Below are 17,100 nucleotides of genomic sequence, written 5' to 3'. Positions count from 1 at the left end.
ACACAAGTATTGTTGGTTTGGTCAAAATTATAGTTTTTGGCGTTTACTTTTTGTATTCTTTAAGTAAAGTAATTAACATAAAAAATACCCATACGGCACTCCTTTCGATGTTTTGCAGCCGTTTGTTACCAAATGTGAATTTCTTTATAACAGTTTTATTTGCATTTGCCACCGCAATCCATACGGTGCCTACCGGTTTTTCCGGGATACCACCATCAGGGCCGGCAATCCCTGTTACGGCAACCGCATAATCCGAACTAAAATTGCGCAAAGCACCCTCCACCATCTCTCTCACGGTTTGCTCACTCACCGCGCCGTTATCGTTCAATGTGTCAGTTTTTACCCCTAAAATACTTTGCTTTAATTGGTTAGAATAGGATACTACACCACCCAAAAACACCTGCGACGATCCCGCATGCTGGGTTATTAAATGAGAGATATACCCCCCTGTACAGCTTTCGGCAACAGATAAAGTAAGCCCTTGCCCGGCCATTAAATTCAGCACCACTTTTTCCAGCGGAATATCCTCTTCGGCCACTACGGACTGGCCTACACGTTCTACAAGTTTGGTCGCATACAAGTCTACAGCCTGTTGTAATAAGGCTGCATCATCACCATCGGCACTCAGGCGTAAGCGTACCTGGCCAAGTTTTGGCAGATAGGCAAGCTTTATATTTGGCGGAAGGGAATCTTCTATATCTGCTATTTTTTCGGCCAGGAATGATTCTCCCTCCCCTACCGTAAGTAGTGTTTTATGGATAATAACCGGTAGTTTCAGTTTGGCTTTCAGTTTAGGTATCACCTCCTCCTCTACCATGTATTTCATCTCAAAGGGCACCCCCGGCATCGATACATAGATCTTACCATCGCTATTGAACCACATCCCCGGCGCGGTGCCGTTTTTATTTAAAATAACATCGCAATTGGAAGGTACTTCGGCTTGTTTGCGGTTCACCTCCAATAACGGGCGGTTGTACTTTTCAAATATTCTGGTTACATTTTCCAGCGCGGCATCGTTTAAAACCATGCCCACGTTAAAATAATCGGCCAGTGTTTTCTTGGTGATATCGTCCTTGGTAGGCCCAAGCCCGCCGGTTATCAAAATAATATCGGCACGGGTGGCGGCTTCGGCAAGGGCCGCGAGGATATGCTCGCGATTATCCGATACCGAAGAGATCTGCTTTACGCGGATCCCGGCATGATTTAACTTTTCGGCCATCCACGCAGAGTTGGTGTCCACTATCTGCCCTATCAGTATCTCATCACCAATGGTTATAATTTCTGCCAGCATTTTATTGAAATGATTGGTTGTTGGTATAATCGTTACGCTTGCTCAGTTTCAGATCCTGTAAAATAGACGCCTTTACTTTTAGGGTAACATTATACGATTTATAGTACCCAAACGGCAACCATTGTATAGAAAGATCCCAACAGTGCAAATCGCGGTAAATAGCGAATGATGTAGCGCTGCTTAGTTTTCCTGCACGCACATCATACGTGGTGTTGTATTGTACCTTCCACTTTTGTGTAATACTTACATCGCCGCTAAGCATTACTGTGTTGCTTACGTTGCTGTTGATTATATTATTTTGATAGTTGAAGCTATAGTTTATGGATAAATTCCAGGGCACGTTAAAATCAACGTAAGCACTTGGGTCGCTGTTGATGAGTGCCAGGCGTTGTACCTGATCGGGGTTCATGGCGGCCAGCGTACCATTGGCATTTTGCTGCTGCTTTGGCCGGAAGGTTGAAGGGTTTAAACTCGCGCTCATAGATAGGTTAAAGTTCTGCAGCAATGGAAATTTACCATCGCGTATGCTTAGCCTGTTTATACGGCGGATATAATTTTGCACGTTGCCGTTGGTAATGGAATCGCGTATGAGCGTGGAGTATGGATCAAATGTGCCGCTAAAGTTGATGTTTACCTTTTGGTTTAATACGGACGTATGCCCGGATACGCTAATGTTTGATAATTTAAGCGAATCGGCCGCGAAGTTGTAAAAAGTAGATAGCGAAAGCCCCTGTAATATAGGTACTTTCCTGGCTATTCCTGATGTATCAGTGCTCTTTGGTTTTAGCTTGGCTTCGATGGTGTTATCCAGCGAGAAGCCGATACCTGCCTGCTTGCCGGAAGACGGCCCGCCGTATACCGATTGCTCGAATATGGAATACCGTTGGGAAGTGTACGGATAAGGCACGCTTGCGGTACTTACAGCCGTACGGTAATAGCCGTAGCTTGGGTCGCCAAAATCTGGGCGGTAGCTAAAGCTTATCTGCGGCGTTGTAGTAGTACGAATTGCCGTTAAGGTGCTTTTTTTAAACTGTATGGTGCTGTAAATTTTGGTTGATACGCCGGCGTTTAAACTGTATTCGCCAGCTCGGGCAAAGCCAGGTATGGTATCGGTAATTGGGGTAAGCGAACCGCTTATACTTCCTCTGTCGAAACTTTTGCGGATGCTTTGGAAATACCACCGCTCTACATAGTTGCCACCCGTGCTAAACTGAAAATATTTAAAAGCGTTTATGTTGAGCGACACCGGGATAGTATGTTGAAAACCGTTTTGCAACCTTTTGCTCAGCGTATTCTTTGTAAATAATTCAGATTCGGGTACGCTGTTTATTTTGTTGGTACCAACAAGGCTATAGCCTATGTTTATTTTTTGGTACCATTTCTGTTCGCCAATACGGTCCTTGGGGTCAAAAGGACTAATGGTAGCCATGTTAAAGCTAAATGTAGGGAGCTCCAGCGTTACCGTTTTTTTGGTAAGATCCTGTGAGTGGCCCAAACTTACGTTTAAGTTGAAAGGCGTACCAGGCCAGGTTTTGCCGTAGTTGATACTCGAGCGGAGGTTGTTTTGTGTAAGGGCCTCCAGGTTGTAATTATTCTGCCCCGGGCTGTTTTGATAGTAGCTTGATGTACCGGCGTTTACCGATGCGCTGAAAGTTGTACCCGGGTGCGCGTTAGGATCCTGCGAGTGTGACCACGTAATGTTAAAATCCTTGCGTGCAGGGTCGCCTACGAGCCCGTAATTGTGCGAGCCGTAGCTTAGTGTTAGGTTACCGCCGTATTTGTACCTTTTTAAATAACGTGAGTTGGCGCTAATTTCGTAAGAGCCCTTAGAGTATAGCGATGTCATGAACGTTACATCAATATTATCATTGATACCCACGTAATAACCCAGGTTGCGCAGATAAAAGCCCAGGCGCTGGTCTTCGCCAAAAGTTGGCAAAATAACACCCGATGTACGTGTGTTTGGTTTTGGAAAGAACCCGAACGGGATAGCGAAAGGCAACGGTACACCCTCCACTTCGAGGTAGGCCGGGCCCGATATAATGCGGTTCTTTTGCCCTATACCTTTTGTAATTACAATTCCAAAATGCGTATCGGGGAAGGGAAGCGCACACGTACTAAAGATCACATTGCGGTAGGCTACCTCATCGTGCGGCAATACTTTTGCTAAACCGCCCGATATGTAGTTACCATCCTGCTCGGTTGCCGGGTTCCATATCTTACCTTTTTTGGTATCATAGTTAAACATCAACGAATCGGACTTCACCGGCTTCTCATCCTTAGATTTGGAAATGGGCCTGCCGGGGCCGTATCGTTTTTTTGGATCGAGGATGCCGCGGGCGAATATCAAATGGTTTTTTTCGTCGATGCGGATGTATTCTGCGTTCAATTCAAAATCTTCGTAAACAACTTTTGCATTACCAAACAGGTACGATAGTTTGTTCACCCTATCTGTATAAGAGGAATCTTCGGCGGTAGCCTTGATGATAGATTTTAAGCCCGAACCTTTCGGCGTGGTATCTTGTTTAGCGGTAGAATAACCCGCGCCATTGCTGTTTTTTGCACCCTTCACCGGCTTTTTTAGCTTAAGTAGCTTACGGTCTCGTACAGAATCAAGTTTTATAATGGTATCTTTAGCAGAAGTTTTGCCATGCGCGCTATTTGCAGACGCCGCCACACTTGCTATTAAGATAATTGCAAACAGAAAAAAAAGGCTAACTAATTTCAAAATTGATTATGAATAGTATTTTTGCAGGTACAGTTAACAGCGTTCAAACATAATGAAAAATAAAATATTGAACAGGTTGAAAAAGTTGATTTCGGGTTCGGCGGCATTATTTATATGCTTATTGTTGTTTTCATTTAAGGTTGAAGCATCCACAAAAAAAGATACCATAGTAAATAGTTTTAAACTTAAAACTGTTGTTATAGATGCAGGGCACGGTGTAAAAGCAGAGGGTTCGCCTCAGGGGCATTATTCGCGCGGTGCAGATGGATCTTTTTCTTCGGAAAGGAATGTAACGCTTGCCATCGCACTAAAATTGCAAAAAGCAATTGAAAAAGATGTTAATGGTGTAAAGGCGGTTTTAACCCGTACCACGGCCGATGATGTGTCCTTTGAGAACAGGGCAGAAATAGCCAACCAGGCAAAAGGTAACCTGTTTATATCTATCCATTGCAATTCGCTGTCAGACAGGGTTGTACGCGAACGGGTGGGCACTAAGAAGCGTAAACCTGTTTACCGCTCTGTTAGAGTGCCAGATCGCTCGGGTAAAGGTGTGCTGATGCTTATTTATGGTTTGCACCGCTCGCGCGAGGAAGAAAATGCCATTAAAAACAACCAGGTGGAGGACGATTCTGACCTGAACGGCGACGCGCTTGACCCGAACGACCCTACGGTTATTATCCTGACAAACGAGTACAAGCGAAAATTTCGTAAACAAAGCGTGAATATCGCAAACTTTATTAACGATGAACTTGTTGGGAATGATGGACGCCGTAGCGAAGGATTGCGCGAACAGGGTATTTACGTACTTTGCCACAGCGCGATGCCATCGGTACTGGTAGAAACAGGTTACATTAATAACCCCGATGAAGAGGAATACTTAAACTCCGCAGATGGGCAAAATGAAATTGTTGATTCTATAGTGCGGGCCATAAAGAGCTACAAAAATCAAATTGAAGGAGTAACTACAATTAAATAAACATATACCCACCTTGAAAATATCAAACGAAACCAAAATTGGGGCACTAACCGCCGTCTCTATCACTATACTTATACTTGCTTACAGTTTTTTAAAGGGGAACGATGTTTTTTCGGGTTCCAATAAATTTTACGCCATTTATCGCAGCGTTGAGGGGCTAACCGTATCCAAACCAGTGCTGGTTAACGGGTTCCAGATAGGGCGGGTATCTAAGATGCAGCTTCATAGTGACGGGCGCACCACTGTTGAATTTAAAATAAACAGCAAATATGATGTACCCGTTAACACGCTGGCTAAATTGGAAAGTACCGACTTACTTGGCGGCAAAGCCATTGTTTTTGAGTTAGGTAAAAGTGACAGCCTGGCCGTGGACGGAGATACCCTGAGTGCCGATATTCAGGGCAGTTTGGCCGAAAGCCTGCAGCCTATCCAACGTAAAGCCGAAGTTTTGATAAATAAGGTAGATTCTGCAATGGGTGCTATCAACAGGATATTGAACCCGAATTTTCAGAAAAATGTAGACCGGAGCTTTGCCAGCATTGCCAACTCGCTGGAAACATTGGAAAGTACCACCAAAAAATTGGATGCATTGGTAGGCGCACAAAGCGGGCATATCAACCAGATAATGGCTAACGCGGAAGCTACATCGGGCAACCTTAAAGTGAGCACAGCAAGGTTGGATGGCATTGCCGGAAACTTTCAAAAATTTAGCGGCGATCTGGCTAATTCTAATATTAAAGAAACTTTAGATAATGCCAACAAAGCGGTGTCTTCGTTACAGGCAACTATGGCAAAAGTTAACAGTACAGATGGTTCTTTAGGGTTATTGATGAATGATACCAAAATGTATGATAACCTGAATTCAGCTTCGAAGAACCTGGATAATTTGTTCATCGATATTAAGGCCCACCCAAGCCGTTACGTGAACTTCTCGGTATTTGGTAAGAAGGGGAATTAAGTTTTCATATAGCGTCTTCAGCTCCGTGTTAAGATGGAATTAGTAGCCATAAAAAAAACATTCCGTGTAGACGGTGGTGCTCCCTGCCCCGTTATTATTAGCGATGATAATAATTTACGACTGATATTTTATGGCAGCGAAAACGCTACAGAAGAGGAAAGAATAATAGGCCTGAAATTTATCAGTGTATTCTATCATTCTTTTGGCCCACCTAATGGTGAAGCTTTAGATGGGCATCCATACTACGATCTTGGTTTAGGTCAGTTTGACTTTTGTGAATTGCTGAATTCTGACCTTGTAGAAAAATTAGGCAAGATGGGGAGGTTCCATCCCTATTATAACCCTGCGGCCTATAATACAAAACATCACTACATTATACCTTTTAAAGAAAGTGTTTTCGAATGCGTTTCCGATAGTTTCGAGGTTAGCGTTCAGGAAGCAACAATTTATGATAGGGCTGTGTCTATAATTTATCAGCCGTTTAAAGCAAATTGATTATTCCGATATTACAAACGTTTTTCCCTCTACAGCAAGTTCCGTATTTGGGAACACGCTTCGGGCCTCATCCAGTAACTCATTTAAGGTTTTATAACGTGCAGAAAAATGCCCGATGATCAATTTAGCAGCATTTGTTTTTAAAGCCACTTCACCCGCCTGCAATGCCGTTGTATGATGGGTTATTAAAGCCCTATCCAGCATATCGTTCAAAAAAGTAGATTCGTGGTATAATAACGTGGCCGAATTTATTTGCTCAAAATACTTTTCGGTATACAGCGTATCAGAGCAGTAAGCGTAAGTTTTTGGTTCGTCAGAATCAATAGTAAGTGTATCGTTTTTATAGATGGTACCATCAGGTGCCTCGTAGTCGCGCCCTTTTTTTAAGGCAGTGTAGTAAGGTACCGGTATCTCCAGTTCCTCCAGTTTTTCTTTGATCAGCTTACGCAGGCGTTTTTTCTGCTTAAATAAAAAGCCGGTGGTCGGGATGCGGTGATCCAGCGGGATGGTTTCTACAATAATATCCTGGTTATCCAGTATCACCTCCCGTTTTTCATCCGAAGTAAAAACAAATTCTACAGGATAATGCAGCGTTGTTTCAGAATATTTTAGTTGTAGATCGATGATCTCTTTTAAAGGCGCAGGGCAGAATACCTTGAGTGCTTTTTTGCGTCCGTTAAGATGCAGGGATGATAATAAACCTACCAGGCCGAGGTAATGGTCGCCATGCAGGTGGCTGATGAAGATGTAGTCTATACGGCTGGCCCTAACGTCAAAACGCAGCATTTGCTGCTGCGTTCCTTCGGCGCAATCAACCAGGTACAACTTCTCGTTAATGTTGAGTACCTGTGCTGTTGGGTTGCGGTTAAAAATGGGTGTAGCGGAACTGCTGCCCAGTATAGTTACTTCGAATTTCATACCGGGTGCCCCAAAAATTATCTTACTTCTCTTCTGAGTTCTTTTTCTATCTCTTCCATAAAAATAAGGTCGATAGCCTCTTCGGAAGAGGGAACAATGGATAATACATTATCTAACTGCGAAATGGTAACCAAACGGGCAACAGCATCATTAAGCCCGGCTAAAATAAACGCCCCACCTGCATTTTTACAAAGGCGATGACCAACCAATAAGCTGCTTAAGCCAGACGAATCGGCAAACTTTACCTGCGAAAGATCGAGAACGATGTTCCTTTGCCCTTCGGTATTGATCAGAATAAGCTCTGATTTTAGCTGAGGGGTTATCAGCGAGTTTAATTTTGATTCGTTAAGCTTAATAAGGATGTATTTCTCGTGCTTATCAACCGTATATTTCATTTTTAAAGTATTAAAAAGCTAAGATATAACTTATTTTATGTTTAATTAAAAAAATTACAGTTCGGCCAGGGCGGTATTAATGTTGCGCTCTACCCGTTGTAAAACATCTTCATCACCGGGTTTTACAAAAGCTTCGCCGGTAATTTGCTGGTATAGTTCTATATATCTTTCAGATATGGACAGAACTATCTCCCTGGTCATTTCAGGCACTGTTTGGCCATCTTTTCCCTGGAAACCGTTCTCTATCAGCCATTTCCGAACAAATTCTTTGGAAAGCTGTTTTTGAGGCTCATCATTTTCCTGGCGCTCGGCATAACCGTCGCTATAGAAGTAACGTGACGAATCGGGCGTGTGGATCTCGTCTATCAGGTAAATGGTATCGCCCACTTTACCAAACTCGTACTTGGTATCAACCAGTATCAGCCCCTGCCCTGCTGCTATCTCGGTACCGCGGGCAAAAAGCTGGCGGGTGTAGCTTTCTAACTGTACGTAATCAGCTTCGCTAACAATGCCTTTGGCCAAAATATCCTCCCGCGAGATATCCTCATCATGCCCTACCGATGCTTTGGTAGTTGGGGTGATGATAGGTTCGGGTAGTATGTCGTTCTCTTTTAATCCGTCTGGTAAGCTTACACCGCAAACCTGGCGTTTGCCTATGGCATATTCGCGGGCGGCATGGCCGGCTAAATAACCCCGGATCACCATTTCTACCTTAAAGGGCTCGCAAATGCGGCCAATGGTAACACTTGGGTCGGGAACGCTAAGCACCCAGTTGGGTACAATATCTGCAGTAACGGTTAAAAATTTGGCGGCAATTTGGTTCAGCACCTGCCCTTTAAACGGAATTGGCTCCGGCAATACCACATCAAATGCGGAGATCCTGTCGGTAACCACCATAGCCAGGTATTTATCGGCAATGGTATATACATCGCGCACTTTGCCTTTATAGTAGGCCGATTGTGATGGGAAATTGAAATGTGTTTCTTTTATTGCGTCCATGTTGTAGTAGTTAGTAGCAAGTATCAAGTAGTTAGTACCTATATCTGATTTCCAAATCTTGATACAAACTTCTTAACACCAATTACCGAATTCTATGTAGCACTTGTTATAAAGTATCAGGCATTCAATTCTGTCTTGATACTTGATACTAAATACTCGATACTATTATTGTATATCTCCGTAAGCCTCCAAAATTCGGCGTACCAGTTTGTGCCTAACCACGTCTTCTCCACTCAGGTAAACTATGTCGATACCTTTGATGTCGGTTAAGATGCGTAGTGCGGTGTACAGGCCCGATTGTTGCTTTTTGGGCAGATCTATCTGGGTCACGTCGCCGGTTACAATGAATTTTGCCGATGGGCCCATACGGGTCAGGAACATCTTTAATTGCATATCGGTAGCGTTTTGCGCCTCATCCAAAATTACAAAGCAATTGTCCAGCGTACGGCCGCGCATAAATGCCAGTGGGGCAATTTCTATGGTGCGGTTCTCCAGGTAAAGTTTCAGCTTTTCGGCGGGGATCATATCGTCCAGCGCATCGTAAAGCGGGCGCAGGTACGGGTCTATCTTTTCCTTCAGGTCGCCCGGTAAAAAGCCCAGGTTCTCCCCGGCTTCAACCGCCGGACGGGTAAGGATAATACGTTTAATTTCTTTGTTTTTGAGTGCTCTTACCGCCAGTGCAACAGCGGTATAGGTTTTGCCGGTACCCGCGGGGCCAATGGCAAACAGGATGTCGTTTTTGCCAATGCCATCTACCATACGGTGCTGGTTGGTAGTACGTGCGCGTACCATTATACCGTTAGGCCCAAAAACCAATACCTCGCCACTGGCAAACTTATCTGCCGCGGCTGGTTCACCGGTAGATGATGCCGGCTTAGGCTTGGTGCCTAAGATGCGCTCCACGTCGTTTGCGGTAAGGCTTTCGTATTTTTCTAAATGCTGCACCAAACGATCAAACTTTTCCTGAAAGGTGGTTAACTCCTGTTCGTCGCCCAGTACCTTTACTTCACTGCCACGCGCAACTATTTTAAGCTTAGGATATTGCTTCTTAATGATCTCGAAATGATCATTATTCGGACCCCATAAAACGGCGGGGTTTACTTGGTCAATTGATAGTTTTAGCTCGTTCAATATTAATTGATTTTTGCAGTTGCAGATTTTTATGAATTAAAAATTTAATATTTGCACCTTTAAATGCTCACACAAGATTAGTAATAAATATTATAAAATTAATGGCAATTATAACTTTAACTACTGACCTGGGCGATAAAGATATTTATCAGGCTGCCCTTAAAGGTAGTATTTTAAAGTTACTGCCAACAGTAAATATTATAGATATTACTAACAATGTTGCCGCTTTTAACGTGCAGCAGGCTGCCTTTATATTAAAGAATAGTTTCTACTACTTCCCCGATAATACGGTGCATCTGATAGGTATAGATACCGTTTACAACAATGCAACCCGCTACCTTGCCGTACGCTATAAGAACCATTTTTTTGTAGGTGCCGATAATGGCATCTTCTCGCTGATGTTTGACGCTGAGCCAGAGGAAATTGTGGAGATAAACATTATGCAGGACCTTAAATTCCTGCACTTCCCGCTGGCGGATATTTTTGTGAAAGCCGCCTGCCATTTAGCCAATGGCGGTACACTGGCCAAAATAGGTTTGCCGGTTACCAATGTGGAAAACAAAACGAACCTGCACCCTGTTATCGACAATAATCTGATCCGCGGCGCGGTGATCTATATCGATTCCTTCCAGAATGTGATCACTAACGTTACTAAGGAGTTTTTTAACCGCGTGCAGCAGGGCCGTCGCTTTGTGCTTTCCTTTAAGCGTAACGAAACCATCACCCACCTTAGCTGGCATTACAATGAAGTGCCAGAGGGCGAAAAACTCTGCCTCTTCGGCATCAGTGACCACCTGGAGATAGCGATTAATAAAGGTAACGCCAGCGGTTTGTTAGGATTGAACGTGGGGGATAGTGTGATTATAGATTTTCAGTAGCGAGAGTCGTCAGAAATGTACAATCAAACTTATGACGGAAAGAAAATTGTTTGGAAAAGCAAAATCAGGCAAATCTTAGCCGTAGTTGTTTGCTTCGTTTTTGTTTTGATAGGAATTTGGGGTTCTCAATCCAAAAATTGGCCCGGCCTTCTAATAACAATTATATTCTTTGGGTTTGGTGGAGTGGTGTTATTGATTCAGCTATTAAACCCAAAGAACATTTTTATAACACCCGGTTCGGAACTTAGCAAAAAAATAATGTCAAATAAATCCGAATTTTTTAGTTACACGGACGATGGCTTTTATTTAACGGAAGTTCCAGATGCTATTATTTATCGATGGGAGGACGTAGATGCCATATTTGGTTATAAAAGAGATTTAATTACTACCGACGAGATTTGCATTGATATGTTCTTTAAAAGTGGGAAATCGTTAATCTTAGATGAATCTATGCCCGGTTGGCCTAAGTTTACCGAAATGGTGTCAACGGTTTTTACGGGTATAACAGAAGATAGCATTTGGAATTTAGCCCATCCTCCTTTCCTCACAAATCATACACTGCTTTTCGACGCGAAAGGCCGAACGTTTGAAGAAGCTGCTGCGCACTTTTATAAAAACTAAGCACAAGCGGCTTCCTACTCCTCACCCCTGCGTCAATTTTTATCCCCATAGTATAAATGGAACTATAAACCCTTAGTTTTGCAGGTTGATAATCATAAACTGATCCATGGCACGAGGACGATTGAATAGTAGCAGCAAGGCAGAAGCTGAGTTACCCAAGGCGAAAATAAATACGCAAAGCCTGCGCAATGTGGGTAAGCTGTTAAGCTACATTAAACCATACAGGATAAAGTTTGCGGGCGGGTTGACGTTCCTGGTTATTTCCAGTTTGGTTGGGCTGGCCTTCCCCGGTTTTTTTGGTGCGCTAATTGATGCTTCGCAAGGTGTAAAACGTTTTGGCTTTATACCTGCCGACCTTAAAAAAATAGGCGAAGTGGCTATTGTGGTGCTTTTTTTACAGGGCTTTGTATCCTACTTCCGCATTACCTGGTTTGTGCAGGTCGCCGAGAGATCGTTGGCGGCTATCCGCCGCGATACCTATTTTAAACTCATCACCCTCCCCATGAACTTTTTTGCTAACCGCAGGGTTGGCGAATTGAATAGCCGCATCTCTGCCGATCTTTCGCAGATACAGGAAGTACTCACAACCACCTTTGCCGAAATCATAAGGCAGGTGATTATCCTGGTTGGTGGTATCACTTTATTGGTCATTATCTCCTGGAAGCTTACTATCGCCTTGTTAGTGATATTGCCTGTGCTCATCGTAATCGCTATTGTATTTGGTAAATTTATTAGGGGGATCTCCCGCGAGGCACAAGATCAGTTGGCAGAATCGAACACTATTGTGGAAGAAACACTGCAAGGCATTGCCAATGTAAAAGCCTTCGTAAACGAAGCCTTTGAGGCCGGTCGGTATGATAAAACTCTACAGCGTGTGGTTACTATCGCCGTAAAAGGCGCTAAGTACCGTGGCATGTTCGGGGCGTTTATTGTTTTTTGCCTCTTCGGTACTGTGTTCAGCGAAATATGGTATGGGTCTTACCTGGTATCTATCCATGATAAAGGCTTAACATTCGGGCAATTGACAAACTTTATTGTTTATGCCGCTTTCATTAGCGCGGCTATGGGCAGTCTGCCAGATCTGTATGCCAATTTGCAAAAAGCGGTGGGCGCATCAGAGCGTGTGCTGGAGATATTAGGCGAAACCGGCGAGGATGTTTCCATCAACGCCAGCGAGAATGAAATAAAGCAAACGATACATGGTAATCTATCCTTTTCCGACGTTCACTTCGCCTACCCCTCCCGTTCCGAACTCACCGTTTTAAACGGCATATCGTTCGATGCTAAAGCCGGGCAGCGTGTGGCTATAGTTGGGCCGAGTGGTTCCGGTAAATCTACCACAGCCGCTTTGATACTACAATTTTACCATCCGCAAAGCGGCACTATTTTATTCGACGGCAGGCCTGCGGACGAATTTGCCCTGACGGACATTCGTAATCAGGTGGCCATTGTTCCGCAGGATGTATTGCTGTTTGGCGGTACTATTATGGAAAATATTGCCTACGGTAAGTTAAACGCCACAAAAGAAGAAATAATTCAAGCCGCTAAACGCGCCAATGCCGACCAGTTTATCACCTCATTCCCCGAGGCTTATGAAACCGTTGTGGGCGAACGTGGTGTAAAACTTTCTGGCGGGCAACGCCAGCGGATCGCAATTGCACGTGCATTGTTAAAAAATCCTGCTATATTGATCCTCGATGAGGCAACCTCGTCGTTAGACTCCGAATCGGAGCGCTTGGTGCAGGAAGCTTTGGAGGAACTGATGAAAGGGCGTACCTCCATCATCATCGCCCACCGCTTATCCACCATCCGCGAGGCGGATAAAATTATCGTACTGGAAAAAGGCAATATTATTGAGAACGGCACCCACCAGGAACTGGTAGCAAACGAGCAGGGTCTGTACCGGTATTTGAGCCAATTGCAATATGATGTGCAGTAGGTTTTGTTCATTGGTGCAAAGCTGATGAACTTGCAATCTGCAAGAACACACGAACAATTACCTATTTTGCAATTAACAAACGAGTTCTTAGTCCACATAAATTATTGGCGACACAGTAACAAACTATGCACCAATGAACAACTGAACAACTGAACTAATGAACCAATGAACTAAAAAAATGAAACTAACTATACACGGGGCGGCCCGGCAGGTAACCGGTAGTATGCATTTGCTACAGGTTGGCCAATATAAAATACTGATTGATTGCGGGCTTGATTACGAAAAGGACCATAATTTGCAGGTGAACGAAGATTTCGGCTTCGACCCGGAGCAAATTGATGTGGTGGTGCTTACTCACGCGCATATCGACCACTCGGGCAATTTACCTACGCTTGTCCGCATGGGTTTTAAAGGACAGATACTTTGCACACCCCCTACTGCCGATCTTACCGAACTCCTGCTTATCGATTCGGTAAATATTTTTTTAAGTAAAGCAGATAAAGGCAGGCGAAATCGCAAACGCCACAAGCATAGCAGTGGCAGCGGGCCGCAACCATTGTACCTGCAAAAACATGTAATGGATACGGTGGAACGCTTTGTAACTATTGGTTTCAATCGCCCGTTCTGCATCAATGGCGATATCGAACTCACCTTTATCCAGGCGGGCCATTTACTGGGCGCTGCCGCAGCTGTATTTAAGGTGATGGAAGACGGCGTCGAGAAATCAATTGCTTTCACCGGCGATATTGGCCGTAAAAATTACCCGGTATTGAACGATCCGGAGCCTCTGCCTCCTGTAGATTATATAGTAAGTGAAGCTACCTACGGTGGCCGGATGCATACCAAGGGCAAATCTGTAGAAGAAACCTTGGTTGAAACTATAGATAAGGTTTGTATTAAAGAACAGGGCCGGTTAATTATCCCGGCATTCAGTATCGGGCGTACACAGTCGCTGGTGTTTGCGCTTAACAAGATCTTTAGCACGGGTTTGCTGCCGCCGGTTGCCATTTTTGTAGATAGCCCGATGGCCACACGTGCTACCGACATTTTCCGCAAGCATCATAGCCTGGTAAACCCCGAGGCGCAGGAGTTTTACAATAAGCAGGGCGACGAATTTGAATTTGATAACCTTACCTATGTAGAAACCCTGAAAGATAGCCGACAGGTTTCTAACTACTACGAACCTTGTATCATTATTTCTTCGGCAGGGATGCTGGAGGGCGGCCGTATACAGGATCACCTTTTTTATAATATCCAAAATTACTACTGTACTATCCTGTTCATCGGGTATTGCGCCAAAGGTACTTTAGGTTACCGATTACTGCGTGGCGATCCTATCGTTCACATTAAAGACCGCGACCTGTCCGTGTATGCCACCATCCAGAAAACGGATGTATTAAGCGCTCACGGCGACCATGAGGACCTGTTGAACAATATTAAGCAGCAAGATGTAAACAAGATTAAGGGCGTGTTCCTGGTACATGGCGAGACCGTGAGTATGCAGGCATTAGCAGATGCCCTGGAACCCGAAGGTTATAAAGTGATCATACCGGAGAAAAGTGTTACTTACGAGTTATAGAGACTGAACGACTATAAAGATAAAATCCATTAAATCGTATAAATCCCGGTTACACATTTCCCCAGCCGTGCGCAAGCACATCGGCAATGTGAATGGTTTTGATGGGCAGGTTGTTTTTATTGATATACCCTTGCATGTGCAGCAGGCAGGAGGCATCGGTAGAAATAATGTAGTCGGCCTTGGCATCAATGGCGTTATAAACCTTTTGCTGTGCCATAGCGGTAGAAATGGCATCAAACTTAACGGCAAAAGTACCGCCAAAGCCACAGCAGGTTTCGCCGTCTTTCAGGTCAACCAGCTCCAGCCCCAATACTTTGGATAACAGTTTACGTGGCTCCTCTTTGATCTTGCATTCGCGCAGGCCGGCGCAGCTATCGTGATAAACGGCGCGGCCTTCCAACTCGGCACCAAAATAATCTACCTGTAGTATGTTCACCAAAAAATCGCTCAGTTCGTATATGTTACTTTGGATGTTGCGGCACTTATTGTGCGATGTGGTGTTGGTAAAAAGATCATTGTAGTAATTACGCACCATGCCCGTACAGGATGCCGATGGCGATACAATAACGCTGTCTTCCGGGAAATCGTTGAGGAACTTGCTGCCTACGGCTTTGGCATCATCCCAAAAACCGGCGTTAAACGCAGGCTGACCACAACAGGTTTGCGCCGGGTTATAGTTTACCACGCATCCGGCTTTTTCGAGCACCTTAACCGTATTAAAAGCGGTATCGGGATATAACTGGTCTACAAAACACGGAATAAACAGCTCTACAATCATCTGCACAAAATTATACCGCGCTAAATTCCGAATTTTTTAGAACTTTCTTCTCGATTCTGAGCAACAAAAACAGGAATAGCAATCCTATTATAAAAAAGCCGCACAACACCAGCGTGGAGTTACGCATACTGCCAGTCATTTCTTCTATAAAGCCAAAGCTGAATAATCCTCCTACGATAGATAGTTTTTCAGTAACATCGTAAAAGCTGAAAAAAGATGCCGTATCGGTAATGTCCTGCGGCAAATATTTAGAATAGGTGGAGCGCGAAAGCGATTGGATCCCTCCCATCACCACACCAACTACTACCGCGATCATATAAAACTCGGTAACGGTTGTGGTAAAATAAGCCGCGATGCAAACCCCTATCCAAATAAATACTACCAGTATTAAGATCCGGACGTTACCATATTTGCCCGATAAGCGAGACATAACCGTGGCGCCAACTATGGCGATGATCTGTATAATTAAAATGATGGAAATGAGTTGCGATGTACCCATTTTTAACTCTTTGGCCCCAAAGGCGGTAGCCACCAACATAATGGTTTGCACCCCCATCGAATAAAAGAAGAATGCCGGCAAATAGCCCCTTAACATAGGCATGTGTTTTATTTTTGCCCAAACTTTACCCAGTTCTATAAACCCACCTTTAATAATGTTGTGTTGGTGCGTACGCGCGTTGGGGCTGCCCTTTGGTAATATCCTAAAAGGTATGGTAGCAAAACCTATCCACCAGATACCTACCAGCAAAAAAGATAATTGCGACGCGCTCCCCTTTGTTAAACCAAATTTATCGGGCATCAGTACAAATACAAAACATATCAGCTGCAGCAAAACGCTGCCCACGTAGCCATAGTTAAAACCCTTGGCGCTTACCCTGTCCTGCATGTTGAGTGTCGCTATTTCCGGCAGGTAGGAGTTATAGAACACAAAACCACCGCTGTAACCAATAGCTGCTAAGGCGAAGCAAATGATTCCCCGTTCGATATGTTCGGCATCAAAAAAGAAAAGCCCGCAGCAGGCAAGCGAGCCCAATATGGTAAAGAATTGCATAAACACCTTTTTATTGCCGCGATAGTCGGCAATGGAGCTGAGGATAGGCAGCAGCAGCACCATAATAAGATAAGCGAATGCCAGCGAATAATCTTGCAGCGCCGTGTTAATGAAGTTATGACCAAAAAAATGCACCTGGTTCCCATTATCGTCGTTAGTGGTGATAGCAACATAGTAAGCCGGGAAAATAGTAGTTGTGATCACTAGGTTATAGGCCGAGTTGGCCCAATCGAACATGGCCCAGGCACGGATGATCTTTTTGTCGTTTTTTACTTGCATAACGTTTTAAAAGTATGCAATTTTTAGTGTTAAGTAATAGCGGTGGACTGTCCTAATTTAAAATAAAATCTACCGCGGCGGCTG

Annotated in this window: 15 protein-coding genes; 7 read left to right on the top strand and 8 right to left on the bottom strand. The window is 44.2% G+C overall.

Annotated features, from left to right (window positions below):
• Window positions 1-43: 43 nt before the first annotated feature.
• Window positions 44-1,291, bottom strand: coding sequence for a competence/damage-inducible protein A (locus EPL05_RS09530; RefSeq protein WP_128533699.1), 1,248 nt, complete (start codon window positions 1,289-1,291; stop codon window positions 44-46).
• A 1-nt stretch (window position 1,292) separates the two neighbouring features.
• On the bottom strand, window positions 1,293-4,019 hold the full coding sequence (locus tag EPL05_RS09525) for a putative LPS assembly protein LptD (RefSeq protein ID WP_128533698.1): 2,727 nt from the start codon (window positions 4,017-4,019) through the stop codon (window positions 1,293-1,295).
• Window positions 4,020-4,071: 52 nt separating this feature from the next.
• Between EPL05_RS09525 and EPL05_RS09520 the strand changes: the two genes are divergently transcribed.
• From EPL05_RS09520 to EPL05_RS09510, 3 genes are read left to right on the top strand one after another with little or no spacing between them, the layout of a single operon-like run.
• Window positions 4,072-4,995, top strand: a complete 924-nt coding sequence (locus EPL05_RS09520; RefSeq protein ID WP_128533697.1) for an N-acetylmuramoyl-L-alanine amidase family protein — start codon at window positions 4,072-4,074, stop codon at window positions 4,993-4,995.
• A 13-nt stretch (window positions 4,996-5,008) separates the two neighbouring features.
• Window positions 5,009-5,953: an MlaD family protein gene (locus EPL05_RS09515; RefSeq protein WP_128533696.1), complete on the top strand. Its 945-nt coding sequence runs from the start codon at window positions 5,009-5,011 to the stop codon at window positions 5,951-5,953.
• Window positions 5,954-5,986: 33 nt separating this feature from the next.
• Window positions 5,987-6,448 carry a hypothetical protein gene (locus EPL05_RS09510; protein ID WP_128533695.1) on the top strand — a complete coding sequence of 154 codons (462 nt, stop codon included), beginning with the start codon at window positions 5,987-5,989 and terminating at the stop codon, window positions 6,446-6,448.
• On the opposite strand, the gene EPL05_RS09505 is transcribed toward EPL05_RS09510, so the two are convergent.
• The 4 genes from EPL05_RS09505 to EPL05_RS09490 form a co-directional block, all read right to left on the bottom strand.
• A complete protein-coding gene (locus EPL05_RS09505; protein ID WP_128533694.1) occupies window positions 6,449-7,366 on the bottom strand; it encodes a ribonuclease Z in 918 nt (305 codons plus the stop codon). It lies immediately after the preceding gene.
• 17 nt (window positions 7,367-7,383) lie between these two features.
• Window positions 7,384-7,761 carry an STAS domain-containing protein gene (locus EPL05_RS09500; protein ID WP_128533693.1) on the bottom strand — a complete coding sequence of 126 codons (378 nt, stop codon included), beginning with the start codon at window positions 7,759-7,761 and terminating at the stop codon, window positions 7,384-7,386.
• A gap of 54 nt (window positions 7,762-7,815) precedes the next feature.
• Complete coding sequence (locus tag EPL05_RS09495) at window positions 7,816-8,760, bottom strand: phosphoribosylaminoimidazolesuccinocarboxamide synthase (RefSeq protein WP_128533692.1); 945 nt, start codon at window positions 8,758-8,760, stop codon at window positions 7,816-7,818.
• A 165-nt stretch (window positions 8,761-8,925) separates the two neighbouring features.
• Entirely contained in the window at window positions 8,926-9,891 is a 966-nt protein-coding gene (locus tag EPL05_RS09490; protein WP_128533691.1) for a PhoH family protein, read from the bottom strand.
• A gap of 101 nt (window positions 9,892-9,992) precedes the next feature.
• Here EPL05_RS09490 and EPL05_RS09485 point away from each other — a divergent pair, with 101 nt between their 5' ends.
• The 4 genes from EPL05_RS09485 (at window position 9,993) to EPL05_RS09470 (ending at window position 14,908) form a co-directional block, all read left to right on the top strand.
• Window positions 9,993-10,769, top strand: coding sequence for an SAM hydrolase/SAM-dependent halogenase family protein (locus EPL05_RS09485; RefSeq protein ID WP_128533690.1), 777 nt, complete (start codon window positions 9,993-9,995; stop codon window positions 10,767-10,769).
• 15 nt (window positions 10,770-10,784) lie between these two features.
• Window positions 10,785-11,390, top strand: a complete 606-nt coding sequence (locus EPL05_RS09480) for a hypothetical protein (RefSeq protein ID WP_128533689.1) — start codon at window positions 10,785-10,787, stop codon at window positions 11,388-11,390.
• Window positions 11,391-11,496: 106 nt separating this feature from the next.
• Window positions 11,497-13,329 (top strand): ABC transporter ATP-binding protein, encoded by a 1,833-nt coding sequence (locus EPL05_RS09475; RefSeq protein WP_128533688.1) that lies wholly within the window; start codon window positions 11,497-11,499, stop codon window positions 13,327-13,329.
• A 178-nt stretch (window positions 13,330-13,507) separates the two neighbouring features.
• Window positions 13,508-14,908, top strand: a complete 1,401-nt coding sequence (locus EPL05_RS09470; protein WP_128533687.1) for an MBL fold metallo-hydrolase — start codon at window positions 13,508-13,510, stop codon at window positions 14,906-14,908.
• A gap of 49 nt (window positions 14,909-14,957) precedes the next feature.
• On the opposite strand, the gene EPL05_RS09465 is transcribed toward EPL05_RS09470, so the two are convergent.
• The gene (locus EPL05_RS09465; RefSeq protein WP_128533686.1) at window positions 14,958-15,686 is read right to left on the bottom strand and encodes a (Fe-S)-binding protein; all 729 of its coding nucleotides are present in this window, start codon (window positions 15,684-15,686) and stop codon (window positions 14,958-14,960) included.
• Between the two features lie 10 nt (window positions 15,687-15,696).
• Window positions 15,697-17,016: an MFS transporter gene (locus EPL05_RS09460; RefSeq protein WP_128533685.1), complete on the bottom strand. Its 1,320-nt coding sequence runs from the start codon at window positions 17,014-17,016 to the stop codon at window positions 15,697-15,699.
• Window positions 17,017-17,100: the final 84 nt, after the last annotated feature.

Source organism: Mucilaginibacter gilvus, assembly GCF_004054195.1.
GTDB lineage: Bacteria > Bacteroidota > Bacteroidia > Sphingobacteriales > Sphingobacteriaceae > Mucilaginibacter > Mucilaginibacter gilvus.
This window is presented reverse-complemented; position numbering and strand designations above follow the sequence as displayed.